The sequence below is a fragment of the Streptomyces boetiae genome (assembly GCF_031845405.1).
GTDB lineage: Bacteria > Actinomycetota > Actinomycetes > Streptomycetales > Streptomycetaceae > Streptomyces > Streptomyces boetiae.
Genome location: NZ_JAVREN010000005.1, coordinates 124,757 through 145,238, shown reverse-complemented (window position 1 = coordinate 145,238; position 20,482 = coordinate 124,757). Strand labels below are relative to the sequence as shown.

Sequence of the window (20,482 nt, the reverse complement as noted above, 5' to 3'; positions counted from 1 at the left end):
GGCAACCCGGAGCAACCCCCCGTCCCCGGGACGAGCCGCCAAGTCCCCTTCTTCACCGGCGCATTCGCGGGCGGTTCTGGTTACATGTCTGGGCATGGAGCCCCTGACACCCCCGACTCCGAGGACACCCCTGACCACCGATCACGCGCGTCGTGAGGGCGAGCGCCGCCGCCGCCGGCTTCAGGTCCTCGGCCTCAACTCCCCCGGCCCCGAGCCCGCGTTCGACCGGGTGGCCAGGCTGGCGGGCCAGTTGGCGCAGGCGCCGCTGGCCCTGGTGAACCTCGTGGGGGACGAACGGCAGCTCTACCGGGGGCTGTTCCTGCCGCCCGCGCCCGGCGGCGAGGGGGAGGCGGCGGGCCGGGCGGAGGGCGGCCGTTCGGGGGCGGGGCGCGCGGGGGCGGAGGCGGCGCGGGCGGAGGGGGTGATGGAGGGCGTGGCGGAGGGCCCGGACCCGGACGCCGTACCGGACCTGGCCCGGGAGGCGCCCCTGGACTACGGCTTCTGCTTCCGGGTGGTCATGGGCCGGGCGCCGTTCCTGCTGGACGACATCGCCGCCCACCCGGACCCGGAGGTGACGGGGAACCCGATGGTCCGCGAGCTGGGCGTCCGGGCCTACCTGGGCACCCCGCTGCCCGACCACACGGGCCTGGTGCTGGGCACGGTGTGCGTGGCGGACCTCAGGCCGCGCCGCTGGGGCAGGCAGCACCAGGAGTCGCTGCGGGAGCTGGCGGGGACGCTGCTGGCGGAGTTCCGGGTGCGGGACTCGCTGCTGGCGCAGCAGCAGGAGCTGTTCGCGGTCTTCGACGCCGTCCCCTTTCCGGTGATGCTGACCCAGGGCCCCGACCACCTGCTGCGGTACGCCAACGCCGGGCAGGGGATGGCGTTCGGCCGGGTGCGGCAGCTCAGCCCGGGGCGGCAGGTGCTGCCGGGCCTGGACGCGGTGGGGGTCTTCGACACGATGGACCGGGCGCTGCGCACGGGCGAGACCGCGACGCTGCCCGAGGCCCCGATCGCCTCCTACGACTCGCGCTCGCCGCAGATCTACCGCTTCACGTGCGCGCCCGTGCGGGTCTCGCCCAAGGCCCCGGTCAGCGGCGTGCTGACGGTGGGCATCAACATCACCGGTCACTCCCCCGCCGACGCCGGCTCCCGCCGTCTGGCCGCCGACCTGACCTCGCAGGTGGAGCGCCTGAACAACGGCGGCGGCCCCCCACGCCCCTGACGAGGCGTCACGGCATACTGACGGGCCGTCACAAAAAGCCGATGCGGCGTCAACTCTCCGCCAGAGCAGGGCGCTTCGGGCGAAGGCGGGAGGTCAGTCCCCCGCGCACCAGGAGAAGAAGGGGACGTTGAAGCAGCCGGGCTCGGGCTCGGGCCAGAACGACGGCGGGTCCTCGCGCTCCTCCTCGGTCGGGGAGGGCCGGGCCGGCGGGTTGGTGGTCGGCTCCTGCGTGGGGGGCGGGGGCTCCTGGGTCCGCTCCGGCGTGGTGCGCACCGGCTCGGGCTCCGGCTCGGGCTCCGGCTCGGGCTCGGGATCCGGGGTGGGGCTCGGGGACGGCTCCTCGGTCTCCTCCTCGGTGGGAGTGGGCGAGGGCGTCGGGGACGGGGTCTCCTCGAAGGTCTCCTCGGGGGTGTTGAGGAGGGCGGCCGGCTGCTGGGCGTTGGCCTCGTCGTCGGTCGGCAGGGGGACCTGCCCGGCCCGGGCCATCACGATGCCCAGCGCGACGCCGCCGAGCAGGCCGACCAGGAGGTAGCGCCGCCGGGAGCGGGGCTCCTCCTCGTCCTCGTCGTCCGCCGCGGTCGCCGGTCCCGGCGCGTCCGCGGCGCCCGCGGCGAGGTCGTCCGGCAGGACCACGTCGGCGCCCCAGGCGGGCTCGGCCAGCCACGCCTGGTCGGTGTCCCACAGCGAGTCGCCTGGCGTTCCGGCGCCGCCCGCCGCGCCCGCGCCGGGGGCCGCGTCGGGCATGGGGGGCAGGTAGGCGGTGGGGGCCTCGCCGTCGGGGGCGGAGGAGGCGGCGTACGCGGCCCCGGCCGCCGGGTAGGCGGCGGTGCCGTAGCCGTCGTAGCCCTCCTGCGCGTAGCCCTCGTACCCGTCCTGGGCGTGGGCGCCGGGGCGGTACCCGTCCTCGGCGTAGCCGTCCGCGGCCTCGGCGGCGCCGGACGCTGCGCCGGCCTCCGCGGGCCGGTAGTCGGAGGGGAGCGGGCCGACGTCCATCGCGGCGGCCGTCAGCGGCTCGCCGGCGGGCGCGGGGCCCGAGGCGATCACCTCGCCGGCGACGACCTGGCCGGGGACCTCGCCGGCCGCGGGCGGCACGGGCGGGAGGTCCGGCGGCGCGGGCCAGGCGACCTCGGCCCCGGGGGCCGTCCTGCCGCAGCCCGAGCACGCCGAGGCGCCGTTGTAGTTCTTGCGGCAGGTGCTGCAGTAGGCCATGGCTCCCAACCCTGATGCGAAGACGCCGTGCGTGCCGGGCACGGCAGCCACACAGGCGCTACCCGGCTTCTCCCCCGCACGGGCACCCGCGAGCCGGGTCGCCGGTGCACCGAGGTGGGCTCAACGTACCTGACCAGCCGGTAAAGAGGAATGGCGGATATCCGGCAAGTCACCGGCCGCGCGAAGGCGTTGGTGCGCGGATGACAAAGCGGGGCCCCCGGGGCACTCACTCCGCGCACAAAACGGGACAGCCCGGCCCTCCGTGGGCGCGCTCCCCCCGTCACGGTACGCCACGCGCCGCCCGCCGCGCGCGTTCCGCCGGGCGCCGGTGGCCTCGGCCACAGCTTAATGCAACTAGTTGCATTAACGTCTCCGGCTCGGTACAACGGCCCCATGACGTCCGTGAGCCCCGCCCCCGCCCCCGCGGGCGCGACCCCCTACCCGCACCTGCTGAGCCCGCTCGACCTCGGGTTCACCACCCTCCCCAATCGCGTCCTGATGGGCTCCATGCACCTGGGCCTGGAGGAGACCGAGGGCGGCTTCGAGCGGCTGGCCGCCTTCTACGCCGAACGCGCCCGCGGCGGCCCCGGCCTGATCGTCACCGGCGGCATCGCCCCCGACGAGGCCGGGCGCCCCTGGGAGCTGGGCGCCAAGCTCACCACCGAGGCGGAGGCCGAGGAGCACGCCCTGATCACCCGGGCCGTGCACGCGGCCGGGGGCCGGATCGCCCTCCAGCTTCTGCACTTCGGCCGCTACGCCTACCACCCGGACCTGGTCGCCCCCAGCGCCCTCCAGGCGCCCATCAGCCCCTACACGCCCACCGCGCTGAGCGCCGGCCAGGTCGAGGAGACCATCGAGAGCTTTGCGCGGGCCGCCGCGCTGGCCCAGGCCGCCGGGTACGACGGCGTGGAGATCATGGGCTCCGAGGGTTACCTGATCAACGAGTTCATCGCCGCCGCCACCAACCGGCGCGAGGACGCCTGGGGCGGCTCCTTCGAGAACCGCATCCGCTTCCCCGTCGAGATCGTCCGGCGCGTGCGCGAGCGCGTCGGCGAGGCGTTCATCATCGTCTACCGGCTGTCCATGCTCGACCTGGTGCCCGGCGGCTCCACGCTGGAGGAGGTCGTCACCCTGGCCCGCGCGGTCGAGGCCGCCGGCGCCACCCTGTTGAACACCGGCATCGGCTGGCACGAGGCCCGCATCCCGACCATCGCCACCTCCGTGCCGCGCGCGGCGTTCACCTGGGTCACCCAGCGGGTGATGGGCGCGGTCTCCCTGCCGCTGATCACCAGCAACCGCATCAACACCCCCGAGGTCGCCGAGCGGCTGCTGGCCGAGGGCCGCGCCGACATGGTCTCGATGGCCCGGCCGTTCCTGGCCGACCCCGCCTTCGTGGCCAAGGCCCGCGCCGGGCGCGCGGAGACGATCAACACCTGCATCGCCTGCAACCAGGCGTGCCTGGACCACACCTTCAGCGGCAAGGTCACCTCCTGCCTGGTCAACCCCCGCGCCTGCCACGAGACCGAGCTCGTCCTGGCCCCCACCCGCCGCCGCAGGCGCGTGGCCGTGGCCGGGGCCGGGCCCGCGGGCCTGGCCGCCGCCACCGCCGCGGCCGAGCGCGGGCACGCCGTCACACTCTTCGAGGCCGAGGCGGAGATCGGCGGGCAGTTCAACCTCGCCCGCCGCATCCCGGGCAAGGAGGAGTTCGGCGAGACGCTGCGCTACTACCGCAACCGCCTGGCCGAACTCGGCGTCGAGGTACGCCTGTCCACCCGCGCGCGGGCCGCAGCGCTGGACGCCGGCTACGACGAGGTGGTGGTGGCCACCGGCGTGCTGCCGCGCGTTCCGGACATCCCGGGCATCGACCACCCGAGCGTGGTCGGCTACCTGGACCTCCTGCTGGGCCGGGTGAAGGCCGGGGAGCGGGTGGCGGTCATCGGCGCGGGCGGCATCGGCTTCGACGTGGCGGAGTTCCTCACCGACTCCGACCCGGCCGTTCCCGAGGACGCCGAGAGCTACCTGCGGCGCTGGGGCGTGGACACCGCCTACGCCGCCGCCGGGGGGCTGCGGGCCCCCGAGCGGCCCGCCCCGCCGCGCGCCGTGCACCTCATCCAGCGCAAGGCCGCCAAGGTCGGCGCGAGCCTGGGCCGCACCACCGGGTGGATCCACCGCACGGAACTGCGCCACCGGGGCGTGGAGATGATCGCCGGCGCCGCCTACGAGCGGATCGACGACGAGGGCCTGCACCTGACCGTGGGCGGGCAGGCCCGGGTGATCCCCGCCGACACGGTCGTGGTCTGCGCCGGGCAGGAGCCGCGCCGCGACCTCTACCGGGAGCTGCGGGAGCTGCGCGCGGAGGGCCTGCACCTGATCGGCGGCGCGGACGTCGCGGCCGAGCTGGACGCCAAGCGCGCCATCCTTCAGGGGACGCGGCTGGCGGCGGAGCTGTAGCGGGCGGAGCCGTGGCGGGACGGCGGGCTCCTGGCGTTCCGCGCGCTTCCTAGGATGCCCGCATGTCTCTCCCGCACGCGATCCTCACCGCCCTGCTCGAACGGCCGTCCTCCGGCCTGGAGCTGACCCGCAGGTTCGACAAGTCGATCGGCTACTTCTGGTCGGCCTCGCACCAGCAGATCTACCGGGAGCTGGGCAGGCTGGAGGCGGCCGGCCTGATCCGGGCCCTGCCCTCGGAGCGGCCGGCGCGGGGGCAGCGCAAGCAGTACGAGGTGCTGCCCGCGGGGCGGGAGGAGCTGACCGGCTGGGTCGCCACGGGCGAGGATCCCCGTCCGCTGCGCGAGGCGCTGTTCCTGCGCCTGCGCGCGGCGGGGGTCGTCGGCACGGCCGGGCTGGGCGAGGAGCTGCGGCGCCACCTCGCGCTGCACGAGCGCCAGCTGGCCGAGTACAACGCCATCGAGGCGCGCGACTTCCCCGCCGACGACGCCGCGGACACCCCCGACCGCCTCCGCCACCTGGTCCTGCGCGCCGGCATCGGCCTGGAGAGCTTCTGGATCTACTGGCTCCACGAGGCCCTGACAACCCTGCGCGAACCGGCTCCGCCCGGGGCCCGACCGCCCGGCCCGGGGGACGGGGCGGGGCCGGGGGACGGGGCGGGGCCGGAGTGACCGCTAGGGCAAGTGACGCAGGGGCGTGATCGCGCGTTCGCCGATACGGTCGCGGAGGGCCTGGTCCGTGACGCCCAGACCCTCGCGTTCGGCCAGGCACAGGACGCCGACCTTGCCGCTGTGGGCGTTGCGCTGCACCAGGCGGGCCGCCTCGCCGGTCTCCGTCAGCGGGAAGACCTCGGAGAGCGCGGGGTGGATCCGGCCCATCGCGACGAGGCGGTTGGCCTCGGCCATCTCGGCGAGGTTGCCGCCGTGGCTGCCGATGACCCGCTTCAGCCGCATCCACAGGTAGCGGTTGTCGAATTCGTGCTGGTAGCCGGTGGAGGAGCCGCAGGTGACCACCGAGCCGCCGCGGCGGACGACGAACACCGAGATGCCGAACGTCGCACGGCCCACGTGCTCGAAGACGATGTGCGGGTCCTCGCCGACCGCGTTCCTGATCAGCCGCCCCAGCTTCCGGCCGGCCTCGGCGGGGTCGGGGATCGCGTTGTCCGAGTTCGCCCCGCCCCGGCCCGAGAGGCCGATCTCCTCGCGGTTGATCACCACTTCGCAGCCCAGCGCGCGGGCCCGCTCCGCCTTCTCCTCGGAGCCGACGACGCCCACGGGAATGCCGCCGCCGTTGCGCACGAACTGCGCGGCGTACGCGCCCAGGCCGCCCGCAGCGCCCCAGATCAGCACGATGTCGCCCTGCTTGATCCGCGCGCCGCGGTCGCTGACGAGCATCCGGTAGGCGGTGCCCATGCACAGCAGGTTGGCCGCTGCCTCCTCCCACGTCAGGTGCGCGGGCTTGGGCAGGAGCTGGCTGGCGCGGACCACCGCGTAGTGGGCCAGGCCGCCGAAGTTGGTCTCGAAGCCCCAGGCGCGCTGCTCCTCGCCGAGCATGCCGTCCGCGTGCGTGGCCGGCTCGTGGTCGTCCACGTGCGCCGGGGCGACCACCACCCGGTCGCCCGGCTTCCAGCGGCGCACCACCGAGCCGACGCGGACCACCACGCCGGAGGCGTCCGAGCCGAGCACGTGGTGCGGCTGGTCGTGCCGGGCGGCCCAGCGGTCCTGCACGCCGTAGCGCCTGAGGAAGGCGAAGGTCGGCAGCGGCTCGAACATCGCGGACCAGACGGTGTTGTAGTTGATGCTGCTCGCCATCACCGCGACGAGCACCTCGTCCGGGGCGAGTTCGGGCATCGGCACCTCACCCACCCGGATCGAGCGGCGCACGTCCTTGTCGGCGACCCCCTTGAACATGCCCGCGTCGGATTCCAGCGTGTGGGCGGCGGTGTAGGCGGCGGGCACGGGTATCCGTTCCAGCTCCGCCGCCGATGCGCCGGCGCGGACCGCCTCGGCGAGGGCGTCCATATGAACCTCCGGAGGGGTGGTAGGTCGGGCGGTATGCGAGTCTGGTCGTGCCGGAGGCTAGTCCAGGCCACAGGGGTGGCCCATAGTCACCGGCATCACAAACCCGCCGCCGAGGTTCTTCGCCCCCGCACAAGACTCCACGGCGTGCGGTCCGCCATTATCACGGGAGGGCCGATGGTGAGGAAGGGGCTGCGGGTGGAGGATTCGCCCTGGTCTCCGTGGCTGCGTTTCTACCCGTCCGGCGTTCCGCACCAGGTCTCCGCACCCGACGCCGACCTCGGCCTCCTGCTCGACGCGGCGGCCCGGGCCCACCCCCGGCGCACCGCCCTCCTCTTCTTCGGCCGTCGCACGAGCTACCACGCGCTGGCCCGGCGGATCGAGCGGTTCGCCGACGGGCTGCACACCCTCGGCGTGCGGCCGGGCGACCGCGTGGCGCTGCTGCTGCCCAACTGCCCGCAGTTCGTCGTGGCGTTCTTCGCCACGCTGCGCCTGGGCGCCGTCGTGGTGCCGACCGACCCGCAGTACTCCGAGCACGAGCTGCGGCGGCAGCTGGACGAGGTGGGGGCCGTCGCGGTCGTCGCCTTCGACGGGGTGGTCAGGAAGGCCGCCGCCGCCCGCGACGGCACGCGCGTGCGGCACCTGATCAGCGCCGACCTCTCCCGCGCCCTGCCCCCCTGGCTGCGGCTGTGGCTGCGGCTGGCGCCCCGCCTGCCGCTGGCCCGCCGGATGCGCGGCCCGAAGGTGCTGCGCGCCCGTCTGGCGCCCGGGCTGCCGCCCGGCACCCGGGCCGTTCCCTTCGACGAGGTATCCGGCGACGGGACAGCGCCGCCCTGGCCGCGCGTGGAGCCGGACGACACGGCGGTGCTCCAGTTCACCGGCGGCACCACGGGCGTTCCCCGCGCCGCCGTCCTCACCCACCGCAACCTGGCTGCCAACGCCCACCAGCTCGCCGCCTGGCACGCGCCGCTGGAGGCGACGGGCACCACCGTGGCGGTGCTGCCGCTGCACCACCCCCACGGCCTGACCGCCGGCCTGGGAGCGGGCCTGCTGGCCGGCTCGCGGACGGTGCTGCTGCCCACGCTGAACACCGGCCGCCTGCTGCGCGCCTGCCGCCGCTGGAGCCCGGGCGTCCTGCACGCCACGCCGCCGGTCTACCGGGCCCTGCTGGAGCGGCCCGAGCGGGAGCTGGAGGCGCTGCGCTCGCTGCGGATGTGCGTCTCCAGCGGCCAGCGGCTGCCCGCCGAGCTGGTCGCCCGCTTCGAGGCCGCCACACACGTGCCCCTGACCGACTCCTACGGGCTGACCGAGGCCGCCCCGCTGGTGCTGGCCAACCCGCTGAACGCCAACGCCCGCCCCGGCACGGCCGGCCTGCCGCTGCCCGGCACCGAGGTCGTGATCGCGGAGACCACCGAGCCGGGCCAGGCCGGAGAGCTGCTGGTGCGCGGGCCGCAGGTCTTCGCCGGGTACTGGAACGACCCGCGCGCGACCGAGGGCGCCCTGACGCCGGACGGGTGGCTGCGCACCGGGGACATCGCGGTGCTGAGCCCGGACGGGTTCGTCACGCTGATCGACCGCCGCGACGACGTGATCACCGTGGGCGGGCTGCCGGTCTTCCCCTCCGAGGTGGAGGACGTGCTGGCCGAGCACCCGGCCGTTCAGGACGCGGTGGTCACCGGGGTGCCGCACCCCGCGCACGGCGAGGTCGTCAAGGCGTTCCTCACGCTGGCCGACGGCGCGGAGCTGAACACCCCGCAGGTGGTGGGCCACTGCACGGGCCGCCTGGCGCCCTACAAGGTGCCCGCGCTGGTGGAGATCCGCACCGCGCCCCTGCCGCGCAGCCCCTCCGGCAAGGTGCTGCGCCGGGCGCTGCGGGGGGCCTCCGCCTACGGAGCGTGACTGTCAGTGGTGGCTGGGATGCTTGAGGCATGGAACTTCAGCTCACCATCGACTGCGCCGACCCGCCCCGCCTGGTCGCCTTCTGGTCCGAGGCGCTGGGCTACGTTCCCGAGCCCCCGCCCGGGGGCCACGCCAGCTGGCGGGCCTACTGGGCGGAGATGGGCGTTCCCGAGGACGAGCTGACGGGCGGCGCGGGCGAGACGCCCGAGTCGATCGTTCCCGCCGCGGGGGTGGGGCCGCGCATATGGTTCCAGCGCGTCCCCGAGCCCAAGACGGTGAAGAACCGCGTGCACCTGGACCTGCGGGCGGGCGGCGGGCGGCAGGTGCCGCTGGCCGTCCGCACCGAGCGGGTGACGGCCAGGGCCGAGGCGCTGGTCCGGGCCGGGGCGAGCGTCCTGCGGGTGATGGACGAGCCGGAGATGGACTACTACGCGGTCGTCCTCCAGGACCCGGAGGGGAACGAGTTCTGCGTCGTCTGAGCCCCGGGGGACCGCCGTGGCGCGGCGCGGTCCGGCGGGGGCGGCTCAGACGGCGGGCCGGAGGAACTCCGGCTGGTCCAGGGCGCGCAGCCAGGAGCCGTCGGGCTGGCGGCGCACGACCTGGGCGCGGGCTCCCGCGCCGTCCCGGGGCGGCGTGGAGGTGAGCGCGAGGTCGCCGCTGAGCAGCGTGGGCAGCGGCTCCTCGGGCCGGAAGCGGGGGCGGGCGGCGAGGACCCGCTCCCACAGGGCGCGGATGGCCTCGCGCCCGACGGTGGTGCGGCCGGGCGGATAGGCCACGACGGCGTTCTCCTCGTAGAGGGCGGCGACCCCGGCGGCGTCCCCGGCATTGGAGCGTTCGACGAACAGGCGGGTGATGTCCTCGGGACGGCGGGCCTTCTCATAGGCGGCGTAGGGGTCGCGCGAGTCGTGGTTGGCGTTCGGGGTGGTGGCGTGCGAGGGGGTGGATGCGGCGTGCTCGGACACGGTTGCTCCCAGTGGTACGGCGGTGCGGTCGGTGCTTCTCCTTCGAGTCTGGCGGCGTGCGCGGCCAGAAGTCCAACAGATGATGCTCATGTCAGCTAGAATCAGTGCTTATGGATCTGCGGCAGCTCGAGTACTTCGTGGCGGTGGCCGAGGAGCGCAGCTTCACGCGGGCCGCCGCGCGGGTCCACATCAGCCAGTCCGGGGTCAGCGCCCAGATCCGGCAGCTCGAACGGGAGCTGGGCGCCGAGCTGTTCGAGCGCTCCGCGCGGGCGGCGACGCTGACCGTGGCGGGCAAGGCGGCCCTGGAGCACGCCCGGGCGGCGCTGGCCGCCGCCGGGGCAGTGGGCCAGGCCGTCGGCGAGGTCACCGGCCTGATCCGGGGCCGGCTGGCCGTGGGCATGGTCAGCGGCTGCACGCTCACGCCCCTGTTCGAGGCGCTGGCCGCCTTCCACGGCGAGCACCCGGGCGTGGCGCTCTCGCTGCGGGAGGCGGCCTCGGACCGGCTGACCGAGGAGGTGCGCGCCGGGGCGCTGGACGTGGCCCTGATCGGGGCGGCGGCCCCGCCCCGGGGCCTGGAGGCGCTGACCGTCCTCAGCGAGCCGCTGGCCCTGGCCGTCCCGCCCGGGCACCCCCTGGCCTCCCGCCGCCGGGTCCGGCTGCGGGACGTGGCCGGGCACCCGGTGGTCTGCATGCCGCAGGGCACGGGCCTGCGCGCCGTCTTCGACCGGGCCTGCGAGGAGCGCGGCGTGCGGCCGTCGATCGCCCTGGAGGCGGGCGCCCCGGACGCCCTCGCGGACCTGGCCGCGCGCGGCCTGGGCGTCGCGGTGCTCAGCGCCTCCATGACGGCCGCCTACGCGGACCGGCTGGTCGCCGTCCCGGTGGAGGACGCCGGCGCGCCCGCCCTGCTGGCCCTCGTGTGGCACCCGGCGCACGGCCCGGCGGTGCGGGCGTTCGTCCGCCACTGCCGCCGGACGTTCGGCGCGGACCCCGGCGCTCACCCCTCCGGAGCGCCGGGCCGCACGTTCAGCTGACCCAGGAGTCGGCGAACCCCGGTGCGGACGTGTGCTGCGTCGGATTCATCGCGGTGCGCGCCCTTCCCTGAGACGTTGTTCCTCACCCCCGGACGCTAGAAAGCCCGCCCCGCCCCGCTCAAGGCGCACACTGCCCAATCTCCCCCGCTCGGCGCGCACGGTGTACAGCGGTGGCGGAGGCGGGACGGCCCGGAGGATCACACGCGCCGCGCGGGTCCGCCAGAGGTGGCCGCGCGGCGCGTGGGGCTTGTCAGCGGGTGAGCGTCACCGGCCCTCGGGGGGCTCAGGGGGGAAGTACTCCTCGAACAGGTCGCGGGAGGGCCAGCCGCCGTACTGGGTCAGGAGGTCCGCGGGCTCGTTGAGGGCCATCGGGAAGACGCCGGTGTACGGCAGGCCCGACGGGTCGTCGGACTGGTTGAACAGCGCCACCCAGGTGTAGCCGGCGTGGGACCGGAAGAAACGGGTGGTGGTGCCCGCGGAGGAGCCGGTGTGCCACCAGTCGTACCCACCGCCCGGCTGCGGGTCGAAGTACATGCCGCACCCGTAGTACCGGTCGCTCTCGTACGTGCCCGAGTGCCCCGGGCCCCGCAGGAAGTTCAGCCCGCTGCCGGACAGCACGCCGCCCCCGTCCTCGTAGACCGACAGGAAACGGGCGTAGTCGATGGCCGACATCACCCAGCTGCCGGAGCTGAGCCAGTTCTCCCGGTTGATCTGCCCGTAGGGGGTGGGCACCTCGACCGTGGAGTCCGAGACGGCGGAGAGCGCCGTGTGCTGGGAGAAGTACTCCACCTCGCCGGGCCGCTGGGGGTCCCGCACGGACTGGCCCTCCAGCGGGCGGTCCAGCCCGAGGGGCGCGAAGACGCGGTCGCGCACCCATTGGGCATAGCCGTCGGGCGTCACCGCGTCCAGGGCCATCCCCAGCAGCAGGTAGCCGTAGTTGCAGTAGACGAAGTCGGCGCCGGGGGCGAAGGCGAGCCGCTGCCTTCCGGAGACGAAACGCACCACGTCCTCCTGGCTGATCGGGAGCGAGAGCGCCGGGCTGTGCGCATCGCGGATCTCCCGGTCCAGCAGGAGGGGTTCGAGGTACAGCTTCCGGTCTGCGTTCACCTCACGAGGGTCGCTGACATGTGTCCAGCCGCCCTCGTGGTGGAGCAGGTGCCACAGGGTGATGTCGTTCAGCAGCGGGTCGGCCTGGTCCCCGGGAAGCGGCGTCAGGTCGACGTGGTCGCGCAGCGGGTCGAAGGCGCCCAGCAGGTCGTCCTCCGAGGCCGCGATCGTCGCCGTCGCCGTGATCGCCTTGCTCAGGCTCCCGAGACGGAAGAGCGCCGTCGGCTCGATGAGCGGACGATTGCTGCCGTCGATCAGCGTGTACCCGCGGGCAACGACCAGCCGGCCCTGGTAGACCACGGCGAGCGCGCCGTTGGGGATGCTGCGGGCGCTCATGTAGTCCTTCATGGCCTGGTCGAGCCCGCCGATGAGCGGGAAGGGCTCCCCCGTCGCCTCCACCTCATACCCCGCCGCCCGCGCCCGGCCCGCCAGGAGGCCCGGCGCGGCCAGGCCTGCTCCGGCCGCCGCCGCGAGCTTGCCGAACCGGCGTCTGCCGATGCGTCGTTCCGACACGTTCCCCACCCCTTGCGCTCGTTTCCGGCTCTTCGCGGCCGGATGGTCACACGAGGCACACAGGTTCCGCCAGGCCGCCTCGGCGGGGAGGGGAGCGGACTGTCACCGGGTGAGCACCGAACGCCCGGTTCCGCTCACCGCGCGGGGCGGCGGGCGCTCACACCCGCCATACCCCCTGCGGTCCCCGCGGGGCGCGGTGGCGGCCCGGGCGGCGGAGGGCGAGGGCTGTGATGAGGGCGCCGAGGAGGACGCAGAGGGCGGCGAGCTGGAGGCCGGTGTCGTAGCCGCGCAGAAACGCGGTGAGGGGGTCGGCGCCGTCCTCCAGGGCGGCGCGTTCGCGGCGGGTGAGGATGACGCCGACCAGGACGACGCCGAAGACGCCGGAGACCTCGCGGGCCGCGCTGACCACGCCGGAGGCCATGCCGGTGCGGGTGGCGGGGACGCCGTCCAGGGAGCGGATGGTCAGGGGCGTGGTCAGCGCGGAGCCGACGCCGATCAGCAGCAGGCCCGGCTGGAGACTCCAGTACGTGGCGTCCGCGCCGGCCCGGGAGACCCACAGCAGCCCCAGGGCCACCATCACCAGGCCGCCGGAGATGACCCGGTGGCCGCCCAGGAGCTTGGAGAGGCGCTCGGCGAAGGGGGTGGTCAGCAGCAGGGACAGCGCCAGGGGAAGGAACGTCAGCCCGGCCTTGGTCGGCGAGAAGCCGAGGACCTGCTGGAGGTAGAGCGCGGTGAAGAAGAAGACGCCGTTGACACCGATGCCCCACAGCACCTGGGCGGCGGTGCCGCCGGAGAGGGCCCGGTTGCGGAAGAGGCCGGGGTCCATCAGCGGCAGGAAGGTGCGGGACTCCACGACGTAGCACAGCAGGGCCACCACGGCGGCCCCGATGAGGTACTGCGGCACGGGCGAGGTGCCGAAGCCCTCGGCCCCGCCCTCGACCAGGCCGTACGTGAGCAGGTACAGCGCCAGGGTCGAGAGCAGGGCCCCGGGTATGTCCAGGGCGGGCAGCAGCCGGTCGTTCGCGGCCCGGGGCGGGGCCGGGGGAACGGCCAGGGTGAGGATCAGCGCGGCGGCGCCGAAGGGGATGTTGAGGTAGAAGATCCAGCTCCAGCCCCAGTGGTCGGTGATGATGCCGCCGGTCATCGGGCCCAGGGCCAGGGCGATGGCCAGGGCCGCGGTCCAGGCCCCGACCGCGAACGCCCGGCGCCGCTCGGGCAGGTCGGAGGCGACCACGGCCAGCGAGGCCGGGATGACCATGGCCGCGCCCACGCCCTGGGCGGCGCGGGCGGCGATCAGGGCGGAGCCGGAGTCGGCCAGGCCGCAGAGCACCGAGGTGACGGTGAAGATGACCATGCCCACGGCCAGCACCAGGCGGCGCCCCAGCAGGTCGGCGAGCCGGCCGCCGACCAGCAGCAGCGCGCCGAAGCTCAGGACGTAGCTGGTGGCGACCCACTCCAGGTCCTTGAGGTCGAGACCCAGGTCACGCTGGACGGACGGCAGCGCCACGTTGATGACCGTATTGTCCAGGGTCGTGATGAAACCGGTCAGGGCGATCAACGCCATGACCGCGATCTGACGCGCCCTGCCCACCGGGTCCTCCTCCCCCTTCTTCGGCCTACCGTGCTGAAGCGCACCTTATCCCGAGCCCACCAGGCCGGACGTTGTGTCTGAAGTGACAAGCACGGCCCCGGGAACTGTCACTCGGCGCTCTAACCGGCGCACGTACCGAGCCGGATCCGGTCCCTTTGGGTCACGATCGGCTCCAGGCACGGACGGATGCCGTCACCGTCGGCCCCGGCCCGACCCACCAGGGACGGCAGGTCCCCCCATCGCCCTGCCATGGAGCGCCATGCCCGCGAAGAACAGCACCCACAGCACCCACACCGCTCAGGAGACTTTCCGGGAGGAGACCACGGCGAACGCCTACCGGCCGCTGACCGAGAGCCTGCGGGAGTGGGCCGGCACGCGCGGCCACCAGCGCGCGTTCACCTTCGTCGAGTACCCCGGGCCCGACTCCCCCGGCGTGCACCGCACCCTGACCTGGCAGCGGCTGTACCAGCGCGCCCAGGCCGTCGCCGCCGGCCTGCGGGAGACCGCCCGCCCCGGCGACCGCGCCGCGCTGATGCTGCCGCAGGGCCTGGACTACGTGACCGCCTTCCTGGGCTGTCTGTACGCCCGGGTCATCGCGGTGCCGCTGTTCAGCCCGGACCTGCCCGGCCACGAGGGGCGCCTCGCGGCCGTGCTGGACGACTGCGAGGCCGCCGTCGTCCTCAGCGACACGGCAACGGCCGGCCTGGTGCGCGAGTTCGGCGCCGCGCACGGCATGGCCGCCGACGTGACCGTGCTGGCCGTCGACCAGCTCCCCGTGCCCGAGGAGTTGCCCGCCCACGAGCCGGCGCCGGAGGCGGACGAGATCGCCTACCTCCAGTACACCTCGGGCTCCACCCGCCTCCCGGCCGGCGTGATGATCAGCCACGGCAACGTCGCGGCCAACGCCGAGCAGGCCATCGCGGCCTTCGACGCCGACGCGGACCGCACCACCTGCGTGGGCTGGCTGCCGCTGTTCCACGACATGGGCCTGGTCCTTTCCGTGGCCGCGCCCGTCTCCTGCGGCTTCCCCTCGGTGCTGATGGACCCCGTGGCCTTCCTGGAGCGCCCGGTGCGCTGGCTGAAGCTGCTGGGCGGCTACCGCGGAACGGTCAGCGCCGCGCCGAACTTCGCCTTCGACTACGCCGCCTCCCGCGTCTCCGCCGAGGAGGCCGCCGACCTGCGCCTGGACCGGGTCCGCACGCTGATCAACGGCTCGGAGCCGGTCCGCACCGGCACCATCGACCGCTTCCTGGCGGCGTTCGGGGACACCGGCCTGCCGCCCGAGGCGCACTGCCCCTCCTACGGGCTGGCCGAGGCCACCGTCTTCGTCTCCGCCGACCCGCTGACCGAGCTGCCGCACGCGGTGACCTGCGACCGCGACGCCCTCACCCACGGCCGGATCGTGCCCCCGCCCGCGGACGACCCCGAGGCCGCCACCGAGCTGGTCGCCTGCGGCGTGCCCGCCGGACAGGAGATCGCGATCGCGGACCCGGACACCGGCGCCGCCCTCCCCGAGGGCAGCGTGGGCGAGATCCGGCTGCGCGGCCCGAACATCGGCCTGGGCTACTGGAAACGCCCCGAGCAGTCCGCCGAGACCTTCGGCAGCCCGCTGGCCGGCGGCTCCGGGGCCTGGCTGCGCACCGGCGACCTGGGCGCCCTGCACGAGGGGCAGCTGCTGGTCACCGGCCGGCTGAAGGACCTGATCATCGTCGACGGGCGCAACCACTACCCCCAGGACGTCGAGGAGACCGTGCAGGCCGCGGTGGCCGCCGTGCGCCGGGACCGGCTGGCGGCCTTCGACGCCGGGGACGGCCGGGTCGTGGTCGTGGCCGAGCACCGCCGCGAGGTGGACCCGACCCCCGAGCTGCGCGCCGCCGCCACCGAGACCGCCCGGGCCCAGGTGTCCGTCGGGCACGGCGTGCGGCTGGCCCGCCTGCTGCTGGTGGAGCCCGGCGCCGTGCCGCGCACCTCCAGCGGCAAGGTCTCGCGCAGCGCCTGCCGCGCCCAGTACCTGGCCGGCGCGTTCGCGGGGGTGGAAGGGGCCAACGCGTGAGCGGGGCACGCTCCTCCGGAGTGCACGAGGAGACGCTGTGAGTGGCACGCCCGACCCTTCCGAGCTGATCCGGCGAGCCGTCGTCGCGCGGCTCGGGGAGTGGTACGGGATCGCGCCCGAGGAGATCACGGACGAGCGGCCGTTCGCGGAGCTGGGCCTGTCCTCCCGGGACGCGGTCGCGCTGGCCGCGGAGCTGTCGGTGATCGTCGGCGCCCGCCTGCCCGCCACGCTGCTGTGGGACTCCCCGACTTTGGGCCGGCTGACGGCCGGGGTGCGGGAGCTGCTGGCCGCGCCCGCCGAGGTGCTCGCCCCGGTGCGCTCGGGGACGGACGCGCCCCGGGCCGACCGGACCACGCCGCCGATCGCGGTGATCGGCATCGGCTGCCGGCTGCCCGGCGGCGTCGGCTCGCCCGAGGCGTTCTGGCGGCTGCTGACCGGCCAGGGCGACGCGGTGGGCACCGTTCCCGACGGCCGGTGGGAGCCGTTCACCCCGCCCGGCGCCGAGGAGACCGTGGCCGGGATCAGCCGGCACGGGGCGTTCCTGGGCGGCATCGACGAGATCGCGGGCTTCGACGCGGAGTTCTTCGGCATCGCGCCCAGCGAGGCCGTCGCCATGGACCCCCAGCAGCGGATGCTGCTGGAGGTCACGCGCGAGAGCCTGGACCACGCGGCGATCCCGGCCGGGCGGCTGGCCGGCTCGCGCACCGGCGTCTACGTCGGCATCTCCGGCAACGAGTACGCCCAGCTGACCACGGCCGACCTGGACCGGGTGGACGGCTGGACCCCGCCGGGCGCGGCCCTGTCCATCGCGGCCAACCGCCTCAGCTACGCCCTGGACCTGCGCGGCCCGAGCCTGGCCATCGACACGGCCTGCTCCTCCTCGCTGGTCGCGATCCACCAGGCGGTACGCGGCCTGGCCACCGGCGAGATCGACGCCGCCCTGGCCGCCGGGGTCAACCTGCTGCTGACGCCGGCGCTGACGCTGGGCTTCCAGCGCACCGGGGCGCTGGCCGCCGACGGCCGCTGCAAGTCCTTCGACGCCTCGGCCGACGGCATGGTCCGCGGCGAGGGCTGCGCGGTCGTGGTGCTCAAGCGCCTGGCGGACGCGGAGCGGGACGGCGACCGGGTGCTGGCCGTCGTGCGCGCCTCCGCAGTCAACTCCGACGGCCGCTCCAACGGCCTGCTGGCCCCCAACGCGGAGGCGCAGCGCGCGCTGCTGGCGGAGGCCCACCTGGGCCTGGGCCCGGTCACCCCGGCCGAGGTGGACTACGTCGAGGCGCACGGCACCGGCACCGAGCTGGGCGACCCGATCGAGGCCGCCGCGCTGGGCGGCGCCCTGGGCCGCTGGCGGGACCCGGACCGGCCGCTGCTGATCGGCAGCGCCAAGACGAACGTCGGGCACCTGGAGTCGGCCGCGGGGATCGTCGGGTTCATCAAGACGGTGCTGGCGCTGCACCACGACGAGATCCCGCCGCAGCTCCACTTCTCCGAGCCCAGTCCGTACATCGACTTCGACGCGCTGGGCCTGCGGGTGGTCACCGACTCCGAGCCCTGGCCCCGGTATTCGGGAACGGCCACGGCGGGGGTCTCGGCCTTCGGCTTCGGCGGGACCAACGCACACGTGGTGCTCCAGGAGTACCGGCCGCGGCGCCCCGTCGGCCGGACGGCCGCCCGGCAGGGCGAGGAGGCCCCGGCCGTGGTGCTGCTCGACGCCCCGAACGAGGCGCGGCTGCGCGAGGACGCGGGCGAGCTGTCGGCCTGGCTGGCCGGTCCCGGCGGGCGGCGGCGCCCGGTCGCGGACCTGGCCAGGACCGTCACCGGGCGCGCGGGCCGCGGCCGGCACGCCGCCGCGGCCGTCGCCCGCTCCACGCCCGAACTGGCCGAGGCGCTGGCCGCGCTGGCGGCGGGCGAGCCGCACCCCGCGCTGGTCACCGGCCGCCCCGGCGCCGGTTCGGCCGCCGCCCGGGGCACGGTGTGGGTCTTCTCCGGCTACGGCTCGCAGTGGCCGGGCATGGGGCAGCGGCTGCTGGCGGCCGAGCCCGCCTTCGCCGAGGCGGTGGAACGCCTGGAGCCGCTGCTCCAGCGCCACGCGGGCCTGTCGTTGACCGAACACCTGCGGCCGGAGGCCGAGTTCGAGGTCCCCTCCGTCGTGATGCCGGTGATCTTCGGCATGCAGGTGGCGCTGGCGGACCTGTGGCGCTCCTACGGCCTGGCGCCCAGCGCCGTGGTCGGCCACTCCATGGGCGAGGTGGCCGCGGCCGTCGTCGCCGGGGCGCTGGACGCCGAGACCGGCACCCGCGTCATCGCCACCCGCTCCCGGCTGCTGGACGGCCTCAGCGGCGGGGCGATGGCCGTCATCGGGCTGTCGGAGGAGGGCGTGCGCGGCATGGCCCCCGAGCCGACGAGCGTGCAGGTGGCCGTGCACTCCTCGCCCGAGCAGTGCGTGGTGACCGGCAGCGCGGAGGACATCGAGCGGCTGGTCGCGCGGGTCAGCGCCTTCGGCGGCCTGGCCAGGCCCCTGGCCTCGGCCCGCGGCGCCGGGCACTCTCCCCAGGTGGAGCCGCTGCTGGGGCCGTTCGCCGAGCGGCTGGGCGAGATCGCGTCCACGGCGCCCTCCTGCCGCTTCTACTCCACGGTGCTGGAGGACCCGCGGGCGGTGCCGGCCTTCGACACCGCCTACTGGTCGGCCAACCTGCGCCGCCCCGTGCGTTTCACCCAGGCCGTCACGGCCGCGGCGGCAGACGGGCACCGGGTGTTCGTCGAGGTCTCCCCGCACCCCACGCAGCTCCACCCGCTGACGGAGACGCTGCGGGCGGCGGGCGCCGAGGGCGCGCTGGTGCTGCCCACGCTGCGGCGCGGCGCGGACGACGCGGTCGCCTTCCGCTCCGGCCTGGCCACGCTCGCCGTGCACGGCGCGAGCCTGCCGCCGCGCGCCCTGCACCCGGGGGCGCGGGTCGCGGACGTGCCCTCGCCGCGGTGGCGGCACCGCAGGTTCTGGGCCGGGGACGCGCCCGGCTCGGCCGAGGCCGCGGGTCCGGCGCCGCCGGCCGCGGCGCGGGCCGGGATGACCACCGCGGAGCGCCTGCGCGCCCGGGTGGCGGAGATCATGGGCTACGCGCCCGACTCGATCGCCATGGACGTTCCGCTGACCGACCTCGGCCTGGACTCGCTGATGGCGGCCCGGATCATGTCGGCGATCGCGGACGAGTTCGGCACGAAGCTGGAGCCGCGGCTGCTGCTGCGGCAGGGGACGCTGGCCGGGGTCGCCGAGTTGCTCGACGGCCCCGAGCCCGGCCCCGGCCAGGCCGCCGCCGACCGCGTCCTGCCCCGGGACGCCGCCGAGCGGCTGGTCGCGCACGCCTGGCAGTCCGTCACCGGCGGCGAGACCCCCGGTGCCGAGGACCCCCTCGACCTGTCCGGCGACGAACTCGCCGCGCGCCTGGCGGTCGCGCTGACCGAAGCCGGCGGCATCCCCGTCGCCGCCGGGGAGCTGAGCCCGGCGGCGCCCGGCGAGCCGGTCACCGTGGCGAGCCTGGCCGACCGCGTCCGCCCGGCCCTGGAGGGCCACGGCGCGGGCCCGGTCCGCACCCTGCTGACCGGCGGCTCCCGGCCGGCGGTCTTCCTCGCCCACCCGGCCGGCGGCACCACCGCCGTCTACCGGCCGCTGGTCCAGCGGCTGCGGGCCGCGGGCGCGGACCGTCCCGTCTTCGGCCTGGAACGCCGGGCCGAGCTGCGGGAGGTTCCCGAACGGGCCGCCGCCTACGCCGCGCTGATCCGGGAAACGGCACCCGAGGGCGGCCCCTGGGTGCTGGGCGGCTGGTCCTACGGCGGGCTGGTCGCGCAGGAGGCGGCCCGGCAGATGGAGGCCGAACGACCGGGCTCGGTAGGGGCGTTGGTCCTCATCGACACCGTGCTGCCGCTGCCCGCCCCGCGCCTGACGCCGCTTCAGGAGGCGGAGCGCCGCTTCAGCGCCTTCGCCGGCTACGTGGAGCGCACCTACGGACGGCCGTTGCCGCTGCCGTACGAGCAACTGGCGGAGATGGACGACGAGGAGCAGATCGAGCTGGTCGTCAAGGCGCTGGAACAGGCGGTGGAGCTGCCGCCCGCCGTCGCCGAGCACCAGCGCACCTCCTACCTCGACCTGCGCAGCGGGGAACGCCACACCCCGGGCCGTTTCACCGGACGGACGCTGCTGTACCGTGCCACCGAACCGGCGCCGCACACGGTGCGCGACACCCGCTACGAGCGCGCGGACGAGGATTTGGGCTGGGCCGAGCTCTGCCCGGACCTCACGGTCGCGCCGCTGGAGGGCGCCCACCACCTCAACCTCCTGGACCCGCCGGTGGTCGACCGCCTGGCCGACCTGCTGGCCGGCGACCTCGCCCGCGACGTGGGCGAGGGCTGAGAAGCCCCGCCCCCTCCCCCACAG

At 75.4% G+C, this 20,482-nt stretch carries 13 protein-coding genes; 8 read left to right on the top strand and 5 right to left on the bottom strand.

The genetic code is table 11. The features are described from left to right. Positions 1–94: 94 nt before the first annotated feature. On the top strand, positions 95–1,222 hold the full coding sequence (locus RM780_RS05325) for a GAF domain-containing protein (protein ID WP_311629303.1): 1,128 nt from the start codon (positions 95–97) through the stop codon (positions 1,220–1,222). A 93-nt stretch (positions 1,223–1,315) separates the two neighbouring features. Here RM780_RS05325 and RM780_RS05320 read toward each other — a convergent pair whose 3' ends face one another. Further along, positions 1,316–2,431 (bottom strand): hypothetical protein, encoded by a 1,116-nt coding sequence (locus RM780_RS05320; protein WP_311629302.1) that lies wholly within the window; start codon positions 2,429–2,431, stop codon positions 1,316–1,318. Positions 2,432–2,824: 393 nt separating this feature from the next. Between RM780_RS05320 and RM780_RS05315 the strand changes: the two genes are divergently transcribed. Together RM780_RS05315 and RM780_RS05310 are read left to right on the top strand one after the other, a co-directional pair. Then, positions 2,825–4,882 carry an NADPH-dependent 2,4-dienoyl-CoA reductase gene (locus RM780_RS05315; RefSeq protein ID WP_311629301.1) on the top strand — a complete coding sequence of 686 codons (2,058 nt, stop codon included), beginning with the start codon at positions 2,825–2,827 and terminating at the stop codon, positions 4,880–4,882. A 62-nt stretch (positions 4,883–4,944) separates the two neighbouring features. Further along, positions 4,945–5,550 carry a PadR family transcriptional regulator gene (locus tag RM780_RS05310; RefSeq protein ID WP_311629300.1) on the top strand — a complete coding sequence of 202 codons (606 nt, stop codon included), beginning with the start codon at positions 4,945–4,947 and terminating at the stop codon, positions 5,548–5,550. Positions 5,551–5,553: 3 nt separating this feature from the next. On the opposite strand, the gene ccrA is transcribed toward RM780_RS05310, so the two are convergent. Next, positions 5,554–6,900, bottom strand: coding sequence for a crotonyl-CoA carboxylase/reductase (gene ccrA / locus RM780_RS05305; RefSeq protein ID WP_311629299.1), 1,347 nt, complete (start codon positions 6,898–6,900; stop codon positions 5,554–5,556). A gap of 174 nt (positions 6,901–7,074) precedes the next feature. Here ccrA and RM780_RS05300 point away from each other — a divergent pair, with 174 nt between their 5' ends. Both RM780_RS05300 and RM780_RS05295 read left to right on the top strand, forming a co-directional pair. After that, complete coding sequence (locus RM780_RS05300; RefSeq protein ID WP_311629298.1) at positions 7,075–8,796, top strand: AMP-binding protein; 1,722 nt, start codon at positions 7,075–7,077, stop codon at positions 8,794–8,796. A gap of 29 nt (positions 8,797–8,825) precedes the next feature. Next, positions 8,826–9,275 carry a VOC family protein gene (locus RM780_RS05295; RefSeq protein ID WP_311629297.1) on the top strand — a complete coding sequence of 150 codons (450 nt, stop codon included), beginning with the start codon at positions 8,826–8,828 and terminating at the stop codon, positions 9,273–9,275. A 45-nt stretch (positions 9,276–9,320) separates the two neighbouring features. Here the strand turns inward: RM780_RS05295 and RM780_RS05290 are convergent, their stop codons facing one another. Next, the gene (locus RM780_RS05290; RefSeq protein ID WP_311629374.1) at positions 9,321–9,650 is read right to left on the bottom strand and encodes a YybH family protein; all 330 of its coding nucleotides are present in this window, start codon (positions 9,648–9,650) and stop codon (positions 9,321–9,323) included. A 218-nt stretch (positions 9,651–9,868) separates the two neighbouring features. On the opposite strand from RM780_RS05290, the gene RM780_RS05285 reads away from it, so the two are divergent. Continuing rightward, positions 9,869–10,789, top strand: a complete 921-nt coding sequence (locus tag RM780_RS05285) for a LysR family transcriptional regulator (protein WP_311629296.1) — start codon at positions 9,869–9,871, stop codon at positions 10,787–10,789. 264 nt (positions 10,790–11,053) lie between these two features. Here RM780_RS05285 and RM780_RS05280 read toward each other — a convergent pair whose 3' ends face one another. Both RM780_RS05280 and RM780_RS05275 read right to left on the bottom strand, forming a co-directional pair. Continuing rightward, a complete protein-coding gene (locus RM780_RS05280) occupies positions 11,054–12,409 on the bottom strand; it encodes a serine hydrolase domain-containing protein (protein WP_311629295.1) in 1,356 nt (451 codons plus the stop codon). A gap of 157 nt (positions 12,410–12,566) precedes the next feature. Then, positions 12,567–14,000: an MFS transporter gene (locus RM780_RS05275; RefSeq protein WP_311629294.1), complete on the bottom strand. Its 1,434-nt coding sequence runs from the start codon at positions 13,998–14,000 to the stop codon at positions 12,567–12,569. A gap of 259 nt (positions 14,001–14,259) precedes the next feature. Between RM780_RS05275 and RM780_RS05270 the strand changes: the two genes are divergently transcribed. Both RM780_RS05270 and RM780_RS05265 read left to right on the top strand, forming a co-directional pair. Beyond that, positions 14,260–16,053, top strand: coding sequence for a fatty acyl-AMP ligase (locus RM780_RS05270; protein WP_311629293.1), 1,794 nt, complete (start codon positions 14,260–14,262; stop codon positions 16,051–16,053). 37 nt (positions 16,054–16,090) lie between these two features. Next, the gene (locus tag RM780_RS05265; protein WP_311629292.1) at positions 16,091–20,458 is read left to right on the top strand and encodes a beta-ketoacyl synthase N-terminal-like domain-containing protein; all 4,368 of its coding nucleotides are present in this window, start codon (positions 16,091–16,093) and stop codon (positions 20,456–20,458) included. Positions 20,459–20,482: the final 24 nt, after the last annotated feature.

Bases quoted from the DNA above. Each gene is read 5' to 3' on its own strand.
- RM780_RS05315 (WP_311629301.1), top strand. From the start codon at position 2,825: ATGACGTCCGTGAGCCCCGCCCCCGCCCCCGCGGGCGCGACCCCCTAC.
- RM780_RS05285 (WP_311629296.1), top strand. From the start codon at position 9,869: ATGGATCTGCGGCAGCTCGAGTACTTCGTGGCGGTGGCCGAGGAGCGC.
- RM780_RS05320 (WP_311629302.1), bottom strand. From the start codon at position 2,431: ATGGCCTACTGCAGCACCTGCCGCAAGAACTACAACGGCGCCTCGGCG.
- RM780_RS05295 (WP_311629297.1), top strand. From the start codon at position 8,826: ATGGAACTTCAGCTCACCATCGACTGCGCCGACCCGCCCCGCCTGGTC.
- RM780_RS05310 (WP_311629300.1), top strand. From the start codon at position 4,945: ATGTCTCTCCCGCACGCGATCCTCACCGCCCTGCTCGAACGGCCGTCC.
- ccrA (WP_311629299.1), bottom strand. From the start codon at position 6,900: ATGGACGCCCTCGCCGAGGCGGTCCGCGCCGGCGCATCGGCGGCGGAG.
- RM780_RS05325 (WP_311629303.1), top strand. From the start codon at position 95: ATGGAGCCCCTGACACCCCCGACTCCGAGGACACCCCTGACCACCGAT.
- RM780_RS05270 (WP_311629293.1), top strand. From the start codon at position 14,260: ATGCCCGCGAAGAACAGCACCCACAGCACCCACACCGCTCAGGAGACT.
- RM780_RS05300 (WP_311629298.1), top strand. From the start codon at position 7,075: ATGGTGAGGAAGGGGCTGCGGGTGGAGGATTCGCCCTGGTCTCCGTGG.